A 21474-nucleotide genomic window follows, 5' to 3' on the forward strand; every position below is an offset into this window, starting at 1 on the left:
TTGAATATATTCTGCAATGCCTGTATCGGCGGAAGTCAACGGCGACGCCCCCCCCGAAAGCTCCCGCATTGCAAATCTATGGCAAGGAAGGTATGAACTATGTTTGAAATTCTTGAGAAGAGAAGCCTCAACCCTACTGTTACCCTTATGCGCATAAACGCTCCCAAGGTAGCAAGAAAGGCTGAACCCGGACAGTTCATTATTTTAAGAACAGACGCTGACGGCGAGCGCATCCCGCTCACTATCGCGGATTTTGACCGTCAGAGCGGTTCCGTCACTATCATTTTCCAGATAGTAGGCGCTACAACAGAAAAACTCAATCACCTTAACGAGGGCGACTGCCTTCAGGACTTCGTAGGCCCTCTGGGCAGAGCCACAGAGACAGAGGGGCTCAAAAAGGTAGCAGTTGTAGGCGGCGGCGTAGGCTGCGCTATCGCTTACCCTGTTGCAAAGAAGCTCCACGAGCTCGGCGTTGAGGTACATTCAATAGTAGGCTTCAGAAGCAAGGATCTCGTTATCCTCGAGGACGAGTTCAGAGCATCAAGCTCAAAATTCGTGCTCATGAGCGATGACGGAACCGCCGGCGAGAAGGGACTTGTTACAGACGCCCTCAAGAAGCTTATAGACAGCGGCGAGAAGTACGACAGAGTTATCACTATCGGACCTCTCATCATGATGAAATTCGTATGCAAGCTCACCAAGGAGTACGGTGTTCCCACTGTTGCTTCCATGAACCCTATAATGATAGACGGCACAGGTATGTGCGGCGGATGTCGTCTCACAGTAGGCGGCCAGACAAAGTTCGCCTGTGTTGACGGCCCCGAGTTCGACGGCCATCTCATCGACTTCGACGAGGCTATGGCAAGAGGCGCTATGTACAAGCCCTTCGAACGCCACGCCTATGAAGAAGCCTGCAATCTGTTCAAGGAGGTAAAGTGATATGCCTAATATGTCTGCTAAAAGAAACGAAATGCCTGTACAGGCTCCCGATGTAAGAAACAAGAATTTCAGCGAGGTAGCTCTCGGATATACCGAGGAACAGGCCATAGATGAGGCAAAAAGATGCCTTAACTGCAAGAACAAGCCCTGCTCTACAGGCTGTCCCGTACAGATAGATATACCCGCTTTCATCGCTCAGGTGGCTGAGGGCAATTTCGCAGAGGCTTACAAGATAATCACAAAGTCCAGCTCTCTCCCTGCTGTATGCGGAAGAGTATGTCCCCAGGAGACACAGTGCGAGAGCAAGTGCGTAAGAGGAATCAAGGGCGAGCCCGTTGCTATCGGCCGTCTTGAAAGATTCGTTGCCGACTGGCACAACGCACAGCCCGAGACAGCTCCCGAGGTGCCCGCAAAGAACGGCCACAAGGCAGCAGTTATCGGTTCAGGTCCTTCAGGTCTTGCCTGCGCAGGCGACCTTGCAAAGAAGGGCTATGACGTTACTATATTCGAGGCTCTCCACGTTGCAGGCGGAGTTCTCTCCTACGGTATCCCCGAGTTCAGACTCCCCAAGTCCATCGTTCAGAAGGAAATAGGCGGCCTCAAGGCTCTGGGCGTAAAGGTAGAGACTAATACAGTCGTAGGCAAGACCATCTCCGTTGACGAGCTCATGAAGGAGGAAGGCTTCGAGTCAGTATTCATCGGCTCGGGTGCAGGTCTCCCCAGATTTATGAATATCCCCGGTGAGAACCTCAACGGCGTATACTCCGCAAATGAGTTCCTCACACGTATCAATCTTATGAAGGCTTATAAGGAAGACAGTGCTACTCCTATCAAGGCAGGCACAAAGGCTGTTATCGTAGGCGGCGGAAACGTTGCTATGGACGCAGCACGCTGTGCCAAGAGACTGGGCGCTGAGGTATACATAGTATACAGACGTACAGAGGCTGAGCTTCCCGCAAGAGCAGAGGAAGTAGAGCACGCCAAGGAAGAGGGCATCATCTTCAAATTCCTTACAAACCCTGTTGAGATACAGGCTACAGATGACGGCTGGGTAAAGAGCGTTCACTGTCAGCAGATGGAGCTCTCCGAGCCTGACGCTTCGGGAAGAGCAAAGCCCGTTCCGATAGATGGGGCTTTCATCGACATCGAGGCTGACTGCGTTATCATGTCTATCGGTACTTCACCCAATCCCCTTATCAAGTCCACCACTGAGGGACTGGATACACAGAAGTGGGGCGGCATCATTGCCGACGAGGACGGTCTTACCTCAAAGGAAGGCGTTTACGCAGGCGGCGACGCTGTAACAGGTGCTGCTACGGTCATCCTCGCTATGGGCGCAGGAAAGAAGGCTGCCGCAGCTATGGACGAATATATGCAGAACAAATAAGCCCTCTGACGGAGGTATAATATGGAAAAAAATATTACCTCACAGACGCTTTTGCGGCTGCCCATGTACTTCAATTATCTCATGTCCCTTTCCAGCGAAAGGAAAAAGGGGAATATCTCCGCCACAGCCATCGCGGAAGCTCTCGGGCTGAACGATGTTCAGGTCAGGAAGGATCTGGCCTCGGTCAGCAGCGGCGGCAGACCCAAGGTAGGCTATGCTGCTTCCGAGCTCATAAGCGATATAGGCAAATTCCTCGGCTTTGAGAACCATGACAGGGTAGTTGTTGCAGGTATGGGCAATTTCGGCAGAGCCATGCTGGAATATAACGGCTTTGAGGCTTATGGCTTTGATATAGTCTGCGGCTTCGACTGCAACGAAAAGCGGGTAGGCAGCTCAATAAACGGCAAGCCCGTCCGTCATATCGACGAGCTGGAAAGCTTCTGCACAGAAAACGATATACGCATAGGCATTATAACAGTGCCGGAGACCGCTGCACAGGAGGTCTGCGACAGAATGGCAGAGTCGGGGATAAGATTCATCCTCAACTTCGCCGCAGTACACCTCAATGCTCCCAAGGGCGTTACGGTGCATAACGAGAATATATCGCTCACTCTTGCAATGCTTGCAAGATGCAATGCTAATTGAGCTGCTTGATTCACATAACAACAAAAGGGACTGCTTCGTGCAGTCCCTTTTCATTACTCCGATCATCAGATCATATTCTATACATTTTGCCTGTTGTGCTGTTCCAGAGAGGCTCTTTCATGCCTTTAAACTGTCCGCTCTTCTGAACGCGGTATATATGCAAAACACCGCTTGTAGATAATTCATATAAGAAATATACATCAGGCTGATTATACATCCAGGTGTTTGAATGTGCAGTAGGACGTGAAAAATCATTCGGTGATGCACAGTTATATGCTACAAGATTTCCATCTCCCTGCAATAAAAGGGAATTTCCGCCTACATAAAACATTTTTACATTGTACTCATATCTTCTGCCCTGTGCATAATAGGCTTTTGTTATCACCATATAGCCGTTTCTATAATACAGATTGTAACCGTTTTCGCCTGTGGAGAGAATAGGAACAACAGGGTTGGATCTGAAGACCAGATATGAGCCGTCAACCTTTCTTGAAGACGGTGCATATGCTGCATCAGCTACTATAGCGTTATTGCTGAAAGATAATGTGCTGCCTGCAATGCCTGTTGCGGGAACAGATACAAGTGTGAGTGCCATCAATGCGCTAAGAATCTTTGTTTTTTTCATAATCATACTCCTTTTTGATTACTTTTTGTTTAAACTCGCGAAATTTAAACGCCCTGTATCACCAAGGCAAGTATATTATATAATTCTTTTCAAATATTGTCAAGTGATTATTGCAAAAACAGCAAAAATGTAAATATTTGTTATAAAATAGTCACCGTTTTGCTCTGCCCTGATACTGATTTGTAAGGAAGAACATCGATGTCCGGACATTACCGTTTGTGTTGATAATCACACATCGCTTACAGCACTTCTTTATCGCCACACTTCTAAGGCAGCCCCTACAGGCTGATAGCCAACGGCTCAGGTGGTTACGGCATATTTCCTAAAATTGTACTGGTCGTAAAAGATTTTTTCTATATTGCAATTTGTCGCGATTTATGTTATTATATAAGGTAAGAAGTTGCGCCATGACGTTTCATGGCAAATATATCAACGTACATTTTCAGTGTACGAGTCAGGAGAATAATATGCCAAAAAGACAGGATATTAACAAGATCATGATAATCGGCTCGGGACCTATCATCATCGGACAGGCCTGTGAGTTCGACTACTCAGGTACTCAGGCTTGCAAGGCGCTTCGCAAGCTCGGTTATGAGATAGTTCTCGTAAACTCCAACCCCGCTACTATCATGACAGATCCCGATGTTGCTGATATTACTTACATCGAGCCCCTCAATCTCGAAAGACTTACCCAGATAATCGAAAAAGAACGTCCTGATGCTCTTCTCCCCAACCTCGGCGGTCAGTCAGGCCTTAACCTCTGCTCCGAGCTGGACAAGGAAGGCGTACTCAAAAAGTACAACGTTCAGGTAATAGGCGTTCAGGTAGACGCTATCGAGCGCGGTGAGGACCGTATCGAGTTCAAGAACGCTATGAGCGCTCTCGGTATCGGTATGCCCAAGAGTGAGGTTGCATATTCTGTTGACGAGGCTGTAAAGATAGCTGAAAAGCTTAAATATCCTGTAGTTCTCCGTCCAGCCTATACCATGGGCGGCGCAGGCGGCGGAATGGTTTACAATGTAGATGAATTAAAGGTAGTATGCGCAAGAGGTCTTCAGGCTTCTCTCGTAGGACAGGTACTGGTCGAGGAATGTATCTTCGGCTGGGAAGAGCTGGAGCTGGAGGTTGTCCGCGACGCAGAGAACAACAAGATCACAGTATGCTTCATTGAGAATATAGATCCTATAGGCGTTCATACAGGCGATTCCTTCTGCTCTGCACCTATGCTCACTATCCCCGAGGACGTTCAGAAGGAGCTCCAGGAGATGTCATACAGGATCATCGAATCCATCGAAGTTATCGGCGGCTGCAACTGCCAGTTTGCCCGAGACCCTGAGACAGGACGCATCGTTGTTATCGAGATCAACCCAAGAACTTCACGTTCCTCCGCACTTGCTTCAAAGGCAACAGGCTTCCCCATCGCTCTCGTATCGGCTATGCTGGCCTGCGGTCTCACACTGAAGGATATCCCCTGCGGCAAGTACGGCACTCTTGACAAGTACGTTCCCGACGGAGACTATATCGTTATCAAGTTTGCCCGCTGGGCTTTCGAGAAGTTCAAGGGCGCTGAGGACAAGCTTGGCACTCAGATGAGAGCTGTCGGCGAGGTAATGAGCATCGGCAAGACCTATAAGGAAGCCTTCCAGAAAGCTATCCGTTCACTGGAAACAGGCCGCTACGGTCTCGGCTTTGCAAAGAACTTCAATGATATGACAAAGGAGGAGCTCCTTTCACAGCTCCGCTTCCCCACCAGTGAGAGACAGTTCGTTATGTACGAGGCTCTCCGCAAGGGCGCTACAATAGATGAACTCTACGACCTTACAAAGATAAAGAAGTACTTCATCGAGCAGATGAAGGAGCTCGTTGACGAGGAAGAGGCTCTTCTCAAGAACAAGGGCAGCGTTCCCGCAAACGATGTATTAAAGCAGGCTAAGCTTGACGGCTTCAGTGACCGTTACCTCAGCTCTATCCTCGATGTTACCGAGGAAGAGATAAGAAATGCACGTACAGCTATAGGCGTTAAGGAAGCTTGGGAAGGCGTTCACGTAAGCGGCACTCAGAATGCAGCTTACTACTATTCCACATATCATCTTGACGAGGACAAGAGCCCTGTAAATACAGACAAGCCAAAGATAATGATCCTCGGCGGCGGCCCCAACAGAATCGGTCAGGGTATCGAATTCGACTACTGCTGCGTTCACGCTGCACTGGCTCTCAAGAAGCTCGGCTTCGAGTCCATTATCGTAAACTGCAACCCCGAGACAGTTTCTACTGACTATGATACATCTGATAAGCTCTATTTCGAGCCCCTTACTCTCGAGGACGTTCTCGCTATACACGAGAAGGAAAAACCCGTGGGCGTTATCGCTCAGTTCGGCGGACAGACTCCTCTCAACCTTGCAAACGACCTCAAGAAGTACGGCGTAAATATCCTCGGTACAACTCCCGAGACCATCGACCTTGCCGAGGACCGCGACCACTTCCGTGCTATGATGGACAAGCTGGGTATCCCGATGCCTGAGGCAGGCATGGCTGTAAACGCTGACGAGGCTATCGCCATCGCAAACAAGATCGGCTATCCTGTTATGGTTCGTCCTTCCTACGTTCTCGGCGGACGCGGCATGGAGATCGTTCACGACGACGAGATGATGAGAGTATACATGAACGCTGCTGTTGGTGTAACGCCCGACAGACCTATCCTCATCGACCGTTTCCTCAACCACGCAACAGAGTGCGAGGCTGACGCTATATCCGACGGCACAAACTGCTTCGTTCCCGCTGTTATGGAGCATATCGAGCTCGCAGGCGTTCACTCGGGCGACTCCGCTTGTATCCTGCCCTCAAAGAACCTGACAGAGAAGCAGGTCGCTACTATCAAGGAGTACACAAAGAAGATAGCAGTAGAAATGAACGTATGCGGCCTTATGAATATGCAGTACGCTATCGAGGGCGATACAGTATACGTTCTCGAAGCTAATCCCCGTGCTTCAAGAACTGTTCCGCTGGTATCAAAGGTATGCGACATCAACATGGTAAAGATCGCTACAGATATTATCACGTCTTCACTTACAGGCAGACCCTCACCCGTTCCCGAGCTCCGCGACAAGCAGATCGGTCACTACGGCGTAAAGGAAGCTGTATTCCCATTCAATATGTTCCAGGAGGTAGATCCTCTCCTCGGACCTGAGATGCGTTCAACAGGCGAAGTTCTGGGTATCTCCCCCTCCTTCGGTGAGGCTTACTACAAGGCTCAGGAAGCTACCAAGAACAAGCTTCCTCTTGAAGGCACTGTTCTCCTCAGCGTATGCGACAGAGACAAGCCCGAGCTTATAGATATTGCAAGATCATTCAACGAGCTTGGCTTCCACATAATCGCAACAGGCAAGAGCTACGAAATGATAAAGGAAGCAGGCATCCCCTGCGACAAGATCTTCAAGATGTACGAGGGACGTCCCAACATCGCAGACGAGATCGCAAACGGTGAGATACAGATGATAATCAATACTCCCGCGGGCAAGACCAGTGCCCATGACGACAGCTATATCAGAAAGGCTGCTATCAAGCACAGAGTTCCTTACATGACAACCATGGCTGCTGCAAAGGCAAGCGCAGAGGGTATCAAGGCTATCAAGAACAATACACATCTCGGAGTAAAGTCACTTCAGGCACATCACGCTGATATAAAGTAAAAGGAGTACCTGGAAATGGACAATAATTACGGTAACAATCCTGACATCTTCGGCGGACAGAATACTTATAACGATCCCAACAGCAGCCAGTCCGGCTACAATGATCCCTACAGCGGCGGACAGCCCAACTACGACGGCCAGCCCAATTACGGCGGTCAGCCTAACTACGGAGGACAGCCCAATTACGGCGGTCAGCCTAACTACGGAGGACAGCCCAACTATGGCGGTCAGCCCAACTATGGCGGCCAGCTGAACGATCCTTACGCTCAGCCCATGCCCGATACGACAGGCGGCAATGCCATTGCTTCACTTGTGGTCAGCATAATAAGCTGCCTGACCTTCTGTATACCTGTTTTAGGCATCTGTATGAGTCTTATAGGTCTTATACTCGGTATAAGAGGCATGAAAGGCTCAAAAAGAGGAATGGGCATTGCAGGTGTAGTAATATCAAGCATCTCCCTTGCCGCTGCCGTAGCATTCTTTATCGCATTCATTATTGGTGTGATCAGGGAAATATGACCTTAACAGGTAAAACGCCCGGTAAAACTCATCCAAATGTAAAGGAGTACGTATAAATGGATAATAATTACAACAGCGATCCCGGAAATAATTATAACGGACAGAATAACAACGGTGAGCAGAGCGGCTACAGCGATGCTCAGAGCGGCTACAGCAACGCTCAGAACGGTTACAACAACCCTTATAACGCTCCGGATTTTTACAGCAATGTAAATAATAATCAGTTCATAAACGACACAAATAAAGGCAAAGCAACCGCTTCAATGGTGCTCGGCATTTGCAGTCTTATTGCATGGTGCCTTCCTATCCTCGGAATTCCTTGCTCTATAGTAGGTCTTACTCTCGGTTTAAAGAGTAAGGATTCATCTAACAGGGGTATGGCTATTGCAGGTATAGTTATGAGTAGTATCGGTCTTGGCTTATCGCTTATAAATTCCATTGCAGGTGTTATACTGAGACTCAGATAAAAAACGTATAAATTATCCCCGAAGCAGGAATCAAATGCTGCTTCGGGGCTTTTTTTGTGCATTTTCCTCCGGAAAATGATGATTGTCACACAGAAAAGAAGGATTGTAACTACTGTAATGACAAACGACATCGTCAAAAACTCCCGTAAATATGATAGAATGATAGCATACCAAAGAACTCAGAACATTTTCGGCGCCGGCAAGGGCTATACCCTCTCCACAGCAATAAACAGCGGTTCTGCACCGTTGGATCAGGAACGGCTATTACATCGGTATCAACGCTCCCGAGATCACAGCATTCAAGGAAGGCATCTACAGCTGCGAGATAAATACAACTCCCGCAGAGATCAGAGTATACGATCTGATCTATTAACAGCTTTATAATACGAAAAGCCCCCGTTCTGCACGGGGGCTTTGATGTTATAACTGAAAAAGTAATTATTTCTTTTCTTTGAGAAGATCTCTGATCTCTGTAAGAAGAACTTCTTCCTTCGGAGGCTCAGCAGGCTTTTCTTCTTCCTTCTTCTTGCCTATAGTCATAACCTTGTTTACAGCCTTTACCATAAGGAAAATGCAGAATGCCATGATGAGGAAGTTGATGATAGCTGTAACGAAATGTCCCCAGTTGAGATACTGTCCTGTATCACCGAGCTTAATCCTGCCTGCAACTTCAGCACCGCCGATACAAGCAATAAGGGGATTGATGAAATCCTCTGTGAGAGCAGTTACGATGTTGCCGAAAGCAGCACCTATGATAACGCCGACTGCCATATCCATTACGTTGCCTTTGAGTGCGAATTCCTTGAATTCCTGTAAAAACTTCTTCATTTTTTACAACATCTCCTTAATGTGATATAAAAATAGTTTATTAAATTTCCGGCAAGCCGGGAATTTTCGGTTGTTTATTGGTCTTTTTGGCCTTCATAGACTCGGGAAGCTCAATAGCATCGATCTCATCGTTATAGGTCTTCGGCTTTTTGGGCATAGCCTCAACAGCATGATCTGCCTGAGCCATCATAGCCTGGGTATGCTCTCTTACATTGACTTCCAGATCATCGGCATTGGCCATATCGGTCTTGCCCATAATATTCCATGCCTTACTCTCCTCACGTACCCTGAGCTTATCCGCGTCAACATTTTTGGTGGCACGCATATAGTCAACGTGTTTTTCCTGCCTCTTTGCTTCAAGCTCCTCCGGATTTGCAGTACCTGCCGACTTCATGTACATCTTGTTGAACTTTGCAGGCTCATTCTTTCTGAGCTTGCTTGCATCAACAAGAGGAGTATCGTTCATATAAGCGTCCTTCTTCTTTTCAAAGCGCTTCATACCGTCGATCTCGTCGCCGCGCTTTCCGAAGAAGTCGCCTGTATCCACCTCGGCGTGCTCCGTAGCCTTTCCGCCGTCAAAGAACTCCCAGAAATCGTCGGGGACCTCGACCTTCTCCTTATCCTCTGCGGGAGGCAGCGGATTCAACGGGGGCAGATTCGGAACAGGCATACCTACAGACTGTTCAGCGCCCTGAGGGTACATTACAGGCTGGCCGTAAACAGGCATACCGCTCTGGTCATAGCCTATTATCTGAGGCTGACCGTACATCATTGGCTGGCCGTAAACAGGCATACCGCTCTGGTCGTAGCCTATTATCTGAGGCTGACCGTACATCACCGGCTGACCGTATATCGGCATACCATTCTGATCGTAGCCAACAACGGGAGGCTGACCATACATTACAGGCTGGCCGTAGACGGGCATACCGTTCTGGGGTGGAAGTCCCTGCATCATACCCTGCTGAGAAGGCATGGATGACATACCGCCCTGGGGGGGAAGCCCCTGCATCATACCCTGCTGAGAAGGCATGGAAGGCATACCTCCCTGAGGTGGAAGTCCCTGCATCATGCCCTGCTGAGAAGGCATGGATGGCATACCGCCCTGGGGGGGAAGCCCCTGCTGAGGCATGGAGGCCATACCGCCCTGAGGTGGGAGTCCCTGCATCATGCCCTGCTGAGAAGGCATGGATGGCATACCGCCCTGTGGTGCAAGTCCCTGCATAAGCCCCTGCTGAGGCATGGAGGCCATACCGCCCTGAGGGCGCAAGCCGCCGTTCATATTATTGATCTGAGCCTGTCTGACGGCTCTTGACTGTTCTGGCAGAGCTACTCTTCCCGGATCAAGCTTGGGAATAAAGGGCTCATCGAAGCTGCTGAAGTCGAACTCCTCATCGGAATCGTTCAGCTCATCGGCGGTATACAGATCAGAGGAAGACTCCCTTGAAGGTGTATCGCTGATAGTAAAAGTACCGCTTCCGAAGACATAGCCTCCCGAAGCAGGATCCTCCTCAGAATGAAATCCGCCCATCTCTAACTGTTCAATATTGACATCCTGCGGATTTTCAAGATTGACGCCGCATTTAACGCAGAATCTGAAACCCGCTTCGTTTTCAGTTCCGCAATTGGGACATTTCATAGAAATCACTCCTTAAAAGTGAAAATAAAGAAGACAATGAGCTGTAAACGAAAAGAATAATCATACAGTAAACTATCCCCTTACAGCTCCTACTATACTTTCACAATATACATTATATCATTAATTAACTATATTTTCAAGGGCTTTGATAAAAAATTGTGCAATAGCGCTTTAAAAACCGTCGCCTCATTGTACAGATTAACCTCATATGGTCGATTTATAGGGGAAAAGTAATATTATATATACTTTTCGTGTTTTGCATACGGGCAGTACTTTTTTGTCGAAACCGCACAATTTGCCCTGTTTTATGTAAATCTATATTTTACAGCTTTACAAATATGCCTTCAAACCCCTGTTTTTTCACAAAAAAATATGTTATAATATGATTTAGTGTTCCGATAACAAGAAAAATAGAAAAAAGAACAAAAGCAATCGGAGTATAGGTACTCCCGAAAGATGAAGCTGCGTACACAGCAGCGGAATGGAGCAGACGTATGTCGAAAAAGAATATTAGCAAAGCCAAGAGCATAAGGCGCACCAAGAATATGACAGAGGCGGTCATAAGCCTTGTCCTTCTGGGCTCATGCGCTTTTCTTGTAAAAAATGCATTCAACAACGCAAAGATCGTAGAACCCTCGTCCTATTTCGAACAGAAAGCCACAGAATATGACATAGAGCAGGAAACGACTCTGCCCGATCCCAATCAGCTCATTTTTGAATCTCATTCGGTCGCTACAAAGGACAAGTACCGCGGAGACCTCATCCTCGTAAACTCAGAGCATCAGTATTTCAGCGGCAATGAGGATCTTGTCAGCATCATCGAAATGAACAACGAAAATGATTGCAGCTGCTTTACTGCGGTAGACTCCACATATACCATCCTCAGACAGGTCTACGAGCCTATGGCAAAGATGATACAGGATTTCTACGATAAGTACAATAACGGCAGCCTTATCATATATGGCTCGTACAGAGATACTGACTTCCAGCAGCAGCTCTATGAAAACGACCTTTCTGAGACAGGGGAAGGTGAATCTACAAAGGTTGCCAAGCCAGGCTTCAGCGAGCACGAAACAGGACTTGCCTTTGACTTCTCCGAGACCGAAAACTACGATTACAGAGGCACCGGCGATTTCGCATGGATCAATGCCAACTGCTTCAAGTACGGCTTTATCGTCCGCTATACATCGGCCAAGGAAAAGATAACCAAGTTCCAGGACGAGCCCTGGCACTTCCGCTATGTAGGCGTACCTCATGCTTACTATATGGACAGCAACGACCTCTGCCTTGAGGAGTACATCGACCTCTTACGCGAGTACCCCTATAACGAAAAGCATCTGGAATTTACTGACCTTGACGGCCACGAATACGAGGTATACTTCGTTCCCTCGGACGACGGCGAAAAGAATACCAACGTCCCTGTCCCCACAGGTACAAGATATGAAATATCGGGAAATAACGTTGACGGCTTCATAGTTACAGTATATAAGGGACAGAAGCCCATTGTGCAGGAGAATCCCACCAAGAGCTTTGAAGACATCGATGAACAGTCCGACGAGGACAACACCGAGGATAACGGAGACAGTTCAGAGAGCGGAGACGAATAATAATACGTACTTAAACAAATTATTCCAATAAACAATTCAGTCCCGAGGCATTGCCTCGGGACCTTTTTTCATGCCGTGAGACTGAAATGGAAATATAAAATCGTTAGCATTATAAAACCACAATTGAGAATTCAACCTGTTACAGGCGAAATACAGCCATAAAAAATAATTGTGAAAAACTTGACATTTTCAAAACCATGTGCTATAATATGCTTGTCAGAAGTTCAGGCGACCACATAGCAGGTTGCGATGAACCTATCGGCAAATTATCAGGAGGGATTTAACCATGAAAAAAGCATTATGTTTATCAACAGCCATCATCTGCCTCTCAGCTGCTCTTATGAGCTGCAGTAAAGCAGAAGCGAAAACTAAGAAAGAGACTTCAACACCTGCTGCAACAACAGCGGCAACGACAACAGCAGCAGACACAACAGCAGCTGAAAAGTCCGAGGCAGATGCTTCCGCTTTCGCAGGAAAGTGGCAGTGCAGCAGCCTTACCATCGACGGCAAGAAAGAAGACAATCTCTGGGGTGCGGATGCCTTCTCTCTGTTCCAGATCGAGCTCAAGGACGACAACAGCGGCACATTCCTTTCGTTCCTGTTCAGCGATGAAAACAAGCCCGAGAATATCACATGGGAGCTCAAGGATGACGGTTCCGTTATAATCAAGGGCAAGTCAGAGATTTTTGACGAAGATGCATTCAAGCTCACAAAGAACGGCAGCGGTCTGCTCCTGGACCTCTCTGATGAATCCAGCGAGTTCAAGGCCGACCTTGAAAAGGTAGACGAATTCAAGCCCATTCCCGATGACATGGAAATGTCATTCAACTTCTCGACTGATGACGACAGCAGCTCAGCTGCATCAGAAGATTAATCAAAATTAACCAAACCAAAGCAAAATAGTGTGTTCAGTTAATGCGGTGATCCCCATAATCACCGCATTTTTATTTTTATAAGGAAAATGCACCGAAAAAACCGGGTCCGTAATTACGGACCCGGTTATCGTTTTATTCATTAATGCAGCTGTGCCGCGAGGTTTACAGTCAGCCTCAGAATGTCATTTTTGCTTCAAGATATGCAACGAGGTCATTGATATTGACTCTCTCCTGCTGCATTGTATCACGGTCACGAACTGTTACGCAGTTATCCTTCTCAAGTGTATCAAAGTCGTATGTGATACAGAAGGGAGTACCGATCTCGTCCTGACGGCGGTATCTCTTACCGATAGTACCTGCCTCGTCAAAGTCTACCATGAACTTCTTGGAAAGCATATCATATACTTCCTCAGCCTTAGGTGTGAGCTTCTTTACGAGAGGAAGTACAGCAGCCTTGAAAGGAGCAAGTGCAGGGTGGAAGTGCATAACTGTTCTTGTCTCTCTCTTCTCCTTGCCGTCCTTGTCTGTGGAAACGATTTCCTCCTCGTCGTAAGCCTCTGTAACAACAGAGAGGAAGAGTCTCTCTACGCCGAGAGAAGGCTCGATAACGTAGGGGATATACTTCTCATTGGTCTCGGGATCGAAGTATTCCAGTGACTTTCCGCTGGTATTGATGTGCTGTGTGAGGTCGTAGTCTGTTCTGTCGGCAACGCCCCAGAGCTCGCCCCAGCCGAAGGGGAAAAGGTACTCGAAGTCTGTTGTAGCCTTTGAATAGAAGCAGAGCTCCTCCTTATCGTGGTCACGGAGACGGATATTCTCCTCCTTGAGACCGAGAGAGAGAAGGAAGTTCCGGCAGTAGCTTCTCCAGTAGTCGAACCACTCAAGGTCTGTACCGGGCTTGCAGAAGAACTCAAGCTCCATCTGCTCGAACTCGCGTACACGGAAGATGAAGTTACCGGGAGTTATCTCGTTACGGAAGGACTTACCTACCTGAGCAACGCCGAAAGGCACCTTCTTACGTGTGGTTCTCTGTATATTAGCGAAGTTTACAAATATACCCTGTGCAGTCTCGGGACGGAGATAGAGCTCGGACTTGCTGTCCTCTGTTACACCCTGGAAGGTCTTGAACATAAGATTGAACTGACGGATATCAGTGAAGTTCTGCTTGCCGCAGTTAGGGCAGGTGATGCCTTTTTCCTTGATGTAGTCCATCATCTGCTCGTTGGACCAGCCTGCAACATTTGTACCGTCGAAGTCCTCGATGAGGTTATCTGCACGATGACGGGTCTTGCACTCCTTACAGTCCATAAGAGGATCCGAGAAGCCGCCGATATGGCCTGAAGCCACCCATGTCTGGGGGTTCATGAGAATAGCAGAGTCAAGACCTACGTTGTACTTGTTCTCCTGTACGAACTTCTTCATCCATGCTCTCTTGATGTTGTTTTTCAGCTCAACGCCGAGGGGGCCGTAGTCCCATGTATTTGCAAGACCACCGTAGATCTCCGAGCCGGGATATACAAAACCCTTGGATTTACAAAGGTCAACGATCTTATCCATTACTTTTTCATTGTTTTTAAGCATAATGAGCAACCTCGCTTTTATTTATTAATAGTCACATTATATTGTAACTCAAACGCGAAAAAAAGTCAAGACCTTTTAGGACTTAGCCTGTAGGGGCTGCCTCTGGCAGTCCGCAAGTGATTAGTTATTAGTGCATTGTCTGGCAGGGAGGAATTCCGCTCGCCCTTGTATGCCTTTCATAAAAAATAACAAAACAGCGCAGATAAACTGCGCTGTGCGATATCAAGGACCTGTGTTGACACTTTCAAACACCCATTTGTTACTGTTCTGTTCGCGTTTGAGCGCATAAAATTTTCCATAATGGGTTACATTACTGAAAAAACCACTCTTATAGCTTGCTTCTATCATGGCTACATCATTTCCTCCGGGGGAGTACATATACAAATACCTGAGTCCGGTCAATTCGCAAAAATCATACTCTCCGCTGTTTTTGAAATAATCAATGCAGGTTTCAAAAACAGCATTAAGATCATCATCGCTTATCGGATATTCCGCCCTGTTTCTTTCTTCGGCTACCAGTTCAACATTTTCCGCATTAGGTTCTCTTGAATATGGTGCGCCTTCTTTGATATGCAATCCCAAGACAAACATACACAATAATGATATCACAGGTAATACGGCATAGGGTAAAAATACCTGTTTGCCTTTTTTCTTTATTATGACTATAAGTGCAATTATCGAGCCTATAATTACCAGTGCAGGCACTACATAGTAAAACCCCAAAAGCAAAGCCGTTTCCCAAATTAGCATATAACTGTTCCCTCCTATTGTTTTTCTGCTTTTATTATAGCTTTTCGGAGATGGCATAGTCAATAAAAGTGACTGAAGTGTAATAAAAACAGCGCAGATAACCTGCGCTGAGGTATATGCCTATTTTATATTAAAGACCGTAATGCCCGATGCAAACAGGGCAGCTCCGATAAGAACGCCAAAGAAAATCGCTTTTTTAATCTTGTGCTTTATTTTCAGCAGTATTATCAGTACGACAACGAACAGAATAATAGCCCAGTACTGTGAGAGAAATCCTGTTATCTGATCAATTATAGATTCCATCTTGAAAACTCCTTATCTTAGTTCTTTTCCTGTTTGTTCTCTGCATCATTGAGAAACTCTGCTATGATATATCTGGGACGCTGCTTGACCTCGGCGTATATCTTGCCTATGTACTCGCCTATGATACCGAGACAGAACAGCTGCAGACCGCCTATGAGCCATATTGAGCACATTGTACTGGACCAGCCGTGCTCGGTAAAGCCGCCTATCTTGGCAATGAATGCCCATATGAATGCCAGTATGCTGGCGACCGACATTACAAAGCCCAGTGTAGTTATGAGTTTAAGTGGCTTGGTGCTGAATGAGGTTATACCATTTACCGCAAAGGCAAGCATTTTCTTTAGGGGATATTTGCTCTCGCCTGCCAGTCTCTCATGGCGCTCGTAGTACACCTTGCAGTTCTGGAAGCCAATAAGAGGCACCATACCTCGGAGGAAGAGGTTAACTTCCTTGAAATTTGCCAGTTCCTGAAGGACTCTTCTGCTCATAAGCCTGAAATCCGCATGATTATAAACCACATCTGCGCCCATGAGCTTCATAAATTTGTAGAAGCTCTCGGCGGTAAATTTCTTGAAGAAGGTATCCGTATCTCTTGCGCTTCTTACGCCGTAGACTACCTGATTGCCCTCGTAGTACTTCTTGACCATCTCATCGATGGTATTGACGTCGTCCTGGAGGTCGGCGTCCATGGTAATACACATATCGCAGATATCCTTTACGGTCATAAGACCTGCAAGGACAGCGTTCTGATGGCCGCTGTTATGGGCAAGGTCGATACCCGAATACAATTCGGGAGCCTTTTCGTGAAGCTCCTTTATAATGCCCCAGGTCTGATCCTTTGAGCCGTCATTTACAAAGACTATCCTGCTTTCCCTGGAGATAAGCCCCTCCGACATAAGGGCAGAGTATTTATTTTTAAGCTGTTCCGCAGTTTCGCGCAGTACCTCCTGCTCGTTGTAGCACGGAACAACCATATACAGTATTTCTGGCTGATTCATAATGGAATCCTTTCGGTCGTTTTTTAACAGTATACCACAGCGGCAGACTTATGTCAACAAATCATATCCAATATTTTCGGGAGCGTATTTCACACGCCTGCAATATATATAACGCCTGAAAACAGGCAGCCGCCCCGCAGCAGCCTTCACTACTGACGCTTTCGGAGCGCCGATAACGATCTACTTCACAAATCTTGCTTTTATAATGGTATATCCGTAGGGCTTTACTGTGATAGTATCGTCCATAAATTCGCCGTAGAAGGGCTGAAGCTCCTCGAATCTTGACAGTATCGCGCTCATATTGCCCAGCTTGACCGTATCTCCGCTTCTGTTGACAAAGATGATATAGTCCATTTTCTGTCCCTGACGGGTAAAGCCGATAAGGCGGCTGTCGTGTACCTCTTTCTCGTTTATGACAAAGTATACCCTGCCGTCCTTCATGTTGGGTATGGACTTTCTTACACGGCTGAGCTCCGAAACATAGGAGATAAGCTCCGTGTCCTCATGTCCCCAGGGATAGCAGCGGCGGTTGAAGGGATCCTTGTAGCCCTGAAGTCCTGCTTCGTCGCCGTAGTATATGCTCGGTACGCCGGGGAGGAAAAACTGCAATGCCATAGCAGCCTTGAGAAGCTCCTTGCCGTGAGCGTACTGCTCGGGAGAGAGCCATCTTTCAGCCATCCATTCCTTGCTCTTGTCGTCGCAGTTCTCGCCGCCGAGACGGTTTATCGCACGTTCAATATCGTGTGTGGAAACAAAATTCATAAGCACATCTATTGTCGGCTTGGGATAGTTTTCAACGATAGTCATAACAGAGTTGATAAAGTCTATGGGCTTTCCACCCTTCATAAAGCTGATTATAGCCTCTCTGAAGGGGTAATTCATAACAGAATCCAGCTGATCGCCGAGAAGATAGCGGCGCTTTACGCCGTAGCTCTCCTTGTTTGTAGCGTCCTCCCAGACCTCGCCAATGATTATCTTGTCCTTGTCGTAGCCCTTTACGCACTTTCTGAGGTTATTCAGGAACTGGTCGGGAAGCTCATCTGCCACATCAAGACGCCAGCCTGCCGCGCCTCTGTCCAGCCAGTAGCGGAGAACTCCCTCCTCACCGCAGATGAATTCGGTATAGTCCTCGTTGTTCTCGCATACATTGGGGAGGGTGTCAATGCCCCACCACGCCTCGTATGTATTTGGATAATCTATGAAGGAGTACCAGTCGTAATACTTGCTCTCCCTTGACTGGAAGGCACCTGCCTCCGGATAGCGTCCGAACTTGTTGAAGTAAACGCTGTCCGCACCAGTATGGGAGAATACACCGTCAAGTATTACGGAAATTCCCATACTTTCGGCTTCTACGCAGAGCTCCTCGAACTCCTCGTTGGTGCCGAGAAGGGGATCGGCCTTCATATAATCGGCAGTATTATAACGGTGGTTCTCATGGGATTCAAATATAGGATTGAGGTATATACAGGTAACGCCGAGGCTCTTGAGATAGGGGAGCTTGGACTGTATTCCCGCAAAATCGCCGCCGAAGTAGTCATTGTTCCATACATGACCGTGCTCATCGGGCTTATAGAAGGGCGTTCCGTCCCAGTCATCGCGGAGTACTCTGCCGTCAGGGATATTCTCCTTCGGCTTGCCGCTTCTGCAGAAACGGTCGGGGAATATCTGATACATCACGCCGCCCTTCAGAAAATCGGGAGTCTCATAGCGGTTCTTGTATACCGTCAGCTGGAACATCTCGCCGTGATCAAGTCCGCCCTCATGGACGTTTATTTTCTTGATATAACGGCGAATACCTCCCTCGGTATAGGAGAAGTAGTAGTAATGCACATCGGTATAGCGTGCATTGTACTCCGCGGAATACGCAAAGCAGTCATCCTCCTCCGTAACCTCGTTCATGCTTATGAAGCGCTCCTTGAAGCCTGTTCGGAAGAGCACCAGCACAGGTGCAAAGTCGGGATTTATGTCCTTTGGCAGCCTTATGGTGAAGCGGCAGGTCTCGAACTGTCTTACAGCTCCGAATATTGATTTATACCCCAGATTCCATGTATCATAGATAGGTTTCATAATATAAAACACTCCGTTTTCTGATATACTGTATACCGTGAAAAAAGGGGACGAAAAACCAACGCCCCCTTATTTTATGATCTTATCACCTTAAATACCAGATGTTGTCAGCATACTCCGTAACAGCGCGGTCAGCAGAGAAAATACCTGCGCCTGCGATGTTATTGAGAGACATCTTTGCCCATCTGAGCTTGTCATTATAGCACTCGGTGATATATTGCTGAGCATTTCTGTAGCTGTCGAAATCCGCAAGGACCATATAAGGATCCCTGTCCTTCAGTGAATTTGCCACATCATGGAAGGTACAGCCGTTAATGCCATGGTACATACGGTCGATAGCCTCGCGTATGCGTCCGTCGTTATTGTAATAGTCCACAGGATTGTAGCCTCTTGCCCTGAGATCGTTGACCTCGGGAGTTGTCATGCCGAAGATAACGATATTATCGTCACCGCAGGCCTCCTTGATCTCGATATTGGCGCCGTCAAGAGTACCCAGAGTGATAGCGCCGTTGAGCATTAGCTTCATATTTCCTGTACCCGAAGCCTCTGTACCTGCCAGAGAGATCTGCTCGGAAACATCGGAAGCAGGCATCAGGTGTTCGGAAAGTGTAACGCAGTAGTTCTCGAGGAATACTACCGAGAGCTTCTGGCTGATCCTCGGATTTTTCCTTATCTCCTCGGATATTGCCCAGATCATCTTGATTATCTGCTTTGCCAGATAATATCCCGGAGCTGCCTTTGCCGCGAAGATATAGGTCTTGGGAGTAAACGGAGCATCAGGATTATTGAGCAGATATGCGTAATCCGTAAGGATATTCATAACGTTGAGGTGCTGTCTCTTGTATTCGTGGAGACGCTTTACCTGAACGTCGAAGATACTGTCTGTATTTAGTATGATGTCGGAGCTGTTCTTGACATACTTTGCAAAGGCTTCCTTGTTGGCCTTCTTTACCTCTGCCAGTCTGGTGAGTATCTCTTCATCGTCCTGGAACTGTCTGAACTTTTCAAGCTCCGAACCGTCCTTGATGAATTTCGGTCCGATAGTGTCCTTCAGAAGAGCTGTGAGCTCAGGATTTGACTGATAGAGCCATCTTCTGTAAGCGATACCGTTGGTAACGTTCTTGAACTTCTCGGGAGTATTCTCATACTCATCATGGAACACTGACTGTTTGATTATCTCCGAATGGAGCTTTGATACGCCGTTTACGCTGTGTGAAGCAGCCACGCAGAGTGTAGCCATGTGTATCTGGTTGTCCTTGATTATGGACATACGTGTTGTCTTTGCGCTGTCTCCGCCGTTTCTCTCCATGAGTGACTGGCAGTAGCGGTTGTTTATCTCAACTATTATGGAGAATATTCTCGGGATAACGGTCTTGACAAGGTTGACGTCCCATTTTTCCAGAGCCTCGGCCATAACTGTATGGTTCGTATAGGCAAAGGTACGGATAACGATATCCCATGACTTTTCCCAGCTGTAGCCGCAGTCGTCAAGGAGTATGCGCATGAGCTCGGGTATAGCCAGTGTGGGGTGGGTGTCATTAATGTGGATAGCTACCTTGTCTGCAAGATTCTCAAGGGTACCGTAAACGTTCATATGGCTGTTTACTATATCGCCTATGGAAGCTGCGCAGAGGAAGTACTGCTGACGGAGTCGGAGGCTCTTGCCCTCAAGGTGGTTATCGTTAGGATAAAGCACCTTGGATATAGCGTTTGCAATGGAATTCTGTGCAAGAGCTTCCTCGTATCTGCCCTTGTTGAACATTTCCATATTGAAGTTGGGAGCCTTTGCCGACCACAGACGGAGCACGGAAACTCCGTCGCCGCCGTAACCCGATACATAAAGGTCATAGGGAGTAGCCACAACGGTATTGTAGTTGACATGGGAGATATAGTGATACTGATTGTCCCAGTACTCCTGAAGATCTCCTTCAAAGTGTATATCTATCGAGAGCTCTGGCTTGGGGACGAGCCATACCGAACCGCCGGGAAGCCAGTTGTCGGGAAGCTCTGTCTGCCAGCCGTCCTCCAGCTTCTGCTGGAAGATTCCGTACTCATAGCATATCGAATAGCCCATAGCAGGGAAGCCCATAGTAGCAAGGCCGTCCAGATAGCAGGCTGCAAGTCTGCCCAGACCGCCGTTGCCCAGACCTGCATCGGGCTCATGCTCGTAAATCTTATCGAGATTGATGTCGTACTGCTTGAGCATAGTCTTTATGCCGTCAGCAAGTTCGAGATTATAAATGCTTGTTTTCAGGGAACGTCCCATAAGGAACTCCATAGAAAGGTAGTAGATCTGCTTGCCGCCCACCGAATTGGTGTGGTTTATGAAGCTCTGCCTCTTGGCACCGAGTATTTCCACGATTATCGAGGAAAGAACATGGTAAACCTGCTTGTCTGATGCTTCCTCGGGAGAAACGCTGTATAAAAGCTGAAGTTTCCTCGGGAACTCTTCTTTGATCCTGTCCATTAGAGGGTTTGCTTTTTTTGTAGCCATATGTGATCTCCATTCTGCCGCAGAAGCGGCTTTATTACCTTTTGTATAATCGCTCCCATATATC

The 21474-nt window shown here is 47.5% G+C and carries 17 protein-coding genes; 8 read left to right on the top strand and 9 right to left on the bottom strand.

Features of this window, described 5'->3' with window-relative positions:
* Window positions 1-99: 99 nt before the first annotated feature.
* From RF007C_RS12210 to RF007C_RS12220, 3 genes are read left to right on the top strand one after another with little or no spacing between them, the layout of a single operon-like run.
* Entirely contained in the window at window positions 100-939 is an 840-nt protein-coding gene (locus RF007C_RS12210; RefSeq protein WP_037300154.1) for a sulfide/dihydroorotate dehydrogenase-like FAD/NAD-binding protein, read from the top strand.
* A gap of 1 nt (window position 940) precedes the next feature.
* A complete protein-coding gene (gltA, locus tag RF007C_RS12215; protein ID WP_019679887.1) occupies window positions 941-2326 on the top strand; it encodes an NADPH-dependent glutamate synthase in 1386 nt (461 codons plus the stop codon).
* 21 nt (window positions 2327-2347) lie between these two features.
* Window positions 2348-2971 carry a redox-sensing transcriptional repressor Rex gene (locus RF007C_RS12220; protein WP_037300156.1) on the top strand — a complete coding sequence of 208 codons (624 nt, stop codon included), beginning with the start codon at window positions 2348-2350 and terminating at the stop codon, window positions 2969-2971.
* Window positions 2972-3041: 70 nt separating this feature from the next.
* On the opposite strand, the gene RF007C_RS12225 is transcribed toward RF007C_RS12220, so the two are convergent.
* Complete coding sequence (locus RF007C_RS12225) at window positions 3042-3596, bottom strand: hypothetical protein (RefSeq protein WP_037300159.1); 555 nt, start codon at window positions 3594-3596, stop codon at window positions 3042-3044.
* A 467-nt stretch (window positions 3597-4063) separates the two neighbouring features.
* On the opposite strand from RF007C_RS12225, the gene carB reads away from it, so the two are divergent.
* Genes carB through RF007C_RS18090 form a run of 3 tightly spaced genes read left to right on the top strand, consistent with a single transcriptional unit; the run spans window position 4064 to window position 8271 of the window.
* Window positions 4064-7285 (top strand): carbamoyl-phosphate synthase large subunit, encoded by a 3222-nt coding sequence (carB, locus tag RF007C_RS12230; protein WP_037300162.1) that lies wholly within the window; start codon window positions 4064-4066, stop codon window positions 7283-7285.
* Between the two features lie 15 nt (window positions 7286-7300).
* Entirely contained in the window at window positions 7301-7804 is a 504-nt protein-coding gene (locus RF007C_RS17770) for a DUF4190 domain-containing protein (RefSeq protein ID WP_037300164.1), read from the top strand.
* Between the two features lie 56 nt (window positions 7805-7860).
* Window positions 7861-8271, top strand: a complete 411-nt coding sequence (locus RF007C_RS18090; protein ID WP_242836304.1) for a DUF4190 domain-containing protein — start codon at window positions 7861-7863, stop codon at window positions 8269-8271.
* Between the two features lie 438 nt (window positions 8272-8709).
* On the opposite strand, the gene mscL is transcribed toward RF007C_RS18090, so the two are convergent.
* Complete coding sequence (gene mscL, locus RF007C_RS12245) at window positions 8710-9099, bottom strand: large conductance mechanosensitive channel protein MscL (protein WP_037300167.1); 390 nt, start codon at window positions 9097-9099, stop codon at window positions 8710-8712.
* A gap of 40 nt (window positions 9100-9139) precedes the next feature.
* On the bottom strand, window positions 9140-10735 hold the full coding sequence (locus tag RF007C_RS17775) for a DUF7577 domain-containing protein (protein ID WP_051456656.1): 1596 nt from the start codon (window positions 10733-10735) through the stop codon (window positions 9140-9142).
* A 494-nt stretch (window positions 10736-11229) separates the two neighbouring features.
* On the opposite strand from RF007C_RS17775, the gene RF007C_RS12255 reads away from it, so the two are divergent.
* Both RF007C_RS12255 and RF007C_RS12260 read left to right on the top strand, forming a co-directional pair.
* Window positions 11230-12342, top strand: a complete 1113-nt coding sequence (locus tag RF007C_RS12255; protein WP_019679881.1) for a M15 family metallopeptidase — start codon at window positions 11230-11232, stop codon at window positions 12340-12342.
* Window positions 12343-12628: 286 nt separating this feature from the next.
* Complete coding sequence (locus RF007C_RS12260) at window positions 12629-13216, top strand: lipocalin family protein (RefSeq protein ID WP_037300170.1); 588 nt, start codon at window positions 12629-12631, stop codon at window positions 13214-13216.
* 175 nt (window positions 13217-13391) lie between these two features.
* On the opposite strand, the gene RF007C_RS12265 is transcribed toward RF007C_RS12260, so the two are convergent.
* From RF007C_RS12265 to RF007C_RS12290, 6 genes are all read right to left on the bottom strand, one after another.
* A complete protein-coding gene (locus RF007C_RS12265) occupies window positions 13392-14798 on the bottom strand; it encodes a glycine--tRNA ligase (RefSeq protein WP_019679879.1) in 1407 nt (468 codons plus the stop codon).
* A 222-nt stretch (window positions 14799-15020) separates the two neighbouring features.
* Entirely contained in the window at window positions 15021-15548 is a 528-nt protein-coding gene (locus tag RF007C_RS12270; protein WP_037300174.1) for a hypothetical protein, read from the bottom strand.
* A 120-nt stretch (window positions 15549-15668) separates the two neighbouring features.
* The gene (locus RF007C_RS12275) at window positions 15669-15851 is read right to left on the bottom strand and encodes a hypothetical protein (protein ID WP_019679877.1); all 183 of its coding nucleotides are present in this window, start codon (window positions 15849-15851) and stop codon (window positions 15669-15671) included.
* 17 nt (window positions 15852-15868) lie between these two features.
* Window positions 15869-16849, bottom strand: a complete 981-nt coding sequence (locus RF007C_RS12280) for a glycosyltransferase family 2 protein (protein WP_037300177.1) — start codon at window positions 16847-16849, stop codon at window positions 15869-15871.
* Window positions 16850-17029: 180 nt separating this feature from the next.
* Window positions 17030-18916 (bottom strand): glycoside hydrolase family 13 protein, encoded by a 1887-nt coding sequence (locus RF007C_RS12285; RefSeq protein ID WP_019679875.1) that lies wholly within the window; start codon window positions 18914-18916, stop codon window positions 17030-17032.
* A gap of 85 nt (window positions 18917-19001) precedes the next feature.
* Window positions 19002-21410, bottom strand: coding sequence for a glycogen/starch/alpha-glucan phosphorylase (locus RF007C_RS12290; protein ID WP_051456657.1), 2409 nt, complete (start codon window positions 21408-21410; stop codon window positions 19002-19004).
* Window positions 21411-21474 lie beyond the last annotated feature (64 nt).

Origin of the sequence: Ruminococcus flavefaciens 007c (assembly GCF_000571935.1) — a bacterium.
GTDB lineage: Bacteria > Bacillota > Clostridia > Oscillospirales > Ruminococcaceae > Ruminococcus > Ruminococcus flavefaciens_F.

Excerpts from the sequence above, each read along its gene's own strand:
- RF007C_RS12210 (WP_037300154.1), top strand. The coding sequence starts at position 100 with ATGTTTGAAATTCTTGAGAAGAGAAGCCTCAACCCTACTGTTACCCTT.
- gltA (WP_019679887.1), top strand. The coding sequence starts at position 941 with ATGCCTAATATGTCTGCTAAAAGAAACGAAATGCCTGTACAGGCTCCC.
- RF007C_RS12220 (WP_037300156.1), top strand. The coding sequence starts at position 2,348 with ATGGAAAAAAATATTACCTCACAGACGCTTTTGCGGCTGCCCATGTAC.
- RF007C_RS12225 (WP_037300159.1), bottom strand. The coding sequence starts at position 3,596 with ATGAAAAAAACAAAGATTCTTAGCGCATTGATGGCACTCACACTTGTA.
- carB (WP_037300162.1), top strand. The coding sequence starts at position 4,064 with ATGCCAAAAAGACAGGATATTAACAAGATCATGATAATCGGCTCGGGA.
- RF007C_RS17770 (WP_037300164.1), top strand. The coding sequence starts at position 7,301 with ATGGACAATAATTACGGTAACAATCCTGACATCTTCGGCGGACAGAAT.
- RF007C_RS18090 (WP_242836304.1), top strand. The coding sequence starts at position 7,861 with ATGGATAATAATTACAACAGCGATCCCGGAAATAATTATAACGGACAG.
- mscL (WP_037300167.1), bottom strand. The coding sequence starts at position 9,099 with ATGAAGAAGTTTTTACAGGAATTCAAGGAATTCGCACTCAAAGGCAAC.
- RF007C_RS17775 (WP_051456656.1), bottom strand. The coding sequence starts at position 10,735 with ATGAAATGTCCCAATTGCGGAACTGAAAACGAAGCGGGTTTCAGATTC.
- RF007C_RS12255 (WP_019679881.1), top strand. The coding sequence starts at position 11,230 with ATGTCGAAAAAGAATATTAGCAAAGCCAAGAGCATAAGGCGCACCAAG.
- RF007C_RS12260 (WP_037300170.1), top strand. The coding sequence starts at position 12,629 with ATGAAAAAAGCATTATGTTTATCAACAGCCATCATCTGCCTCTCAGCT.
- RF007C_RS12265 (WP_019679879.1), bottom strand. The coding sequence starts at position 14,798 with ATGCTTAAAAACAATGAAAAAGTAATGGATAAGATCGTTGACCTTTGT.
- RF007C_RS12270 (WP_037300174.1), bottom strand. The coding sequence starts at position 15,548 with ATGCTAATTTGGGAAACGGCTTTGCTTTTGGGGTTTTACTATGTAGTG.
- RF007C_RS12275 (WP_019679877.1), bottom strand. The coding sequence starts at position 15,851 with ATGGAATCTATAATTGATCAGATAACAGGATTTCTCTCACAGTACTGG.
- RF007C_RS12280 (WP_037300177.1), bottom strand. The coding sequence starts at position 16,849 with ATGAATCAGCCAGAAATACTGTATATGGTTGTTCCGTGCTACAACGAG.
- RF007C_RS12285 (WP_019679875.1), bottom strand. The coding sequence starts at position 18,916 with ATGAAACCTATCTATGATACATGGAATCTGGGGTATAAATCAATATTC.
- RF007C_RS12290 (WP_051456657.1), bottom strand. The coding sequence starts at position 21,410 with ATGGCTACAAAAAAAGCAAACCCTCTAATGGACAGGATCAAAGAAGAG.